The organism is Pseudomonas sp. BMW13 (genome assembly GCF_013357275.1).
Lineage (GTDB): Bacteria > Pseudomonadota > Gammaproteobacteria > Pseudomonadales > Pseudomonadaceae > Aquipseudomonas > Aquipseudomonas khazarica.
This window is the reverse complement of the sequence record NZ_SUKD01000069.1, coordinates 1-240: the sequence shown is the minus strand read 5'-3', so window position 1 is coordinate 240 and position 240 is coordinate 1. Positions and strand designations below refer to the sequence as shown.

Annotated in this window: 1 protein-coding gene; it reads left to right on the top strand. The window is 66.7% G+C overall.

Translation table 11 applies throughout. The features are described 5' to 3' along the window. A partial coding sequence (locus tag E4487_RS24225; protein ID WP_175254574.1) for a DUF5801 repeats-in-toxin domain-containing protein occupies positions 1–240 on the top strand: 240 nt, incomplete at both ends.

The window sequence follows — 240 nt, the reverse complement described above, 5'->3', positions numbered from 1 at the left end:
AATGGCGGCCTGGTCGGCCTGTTCACCGCCAGTGGCGATGATGGCCAGGACGGTCCTGGCAGCCTCAGCACCAGCCTGTACTTCAGCGGTATCCCGGCGGGCGGCGAGCTGAGCACCAACCTGGAAGCCACCGATGGCGGCGCCATCGTGCTGCAGATGGACGGTGACGATGTGGTGGGTGTGGACGGCGACGGCCACGTGGTCTTCCGCCTGGAAATCATCGACACGCTCGACGGTCCG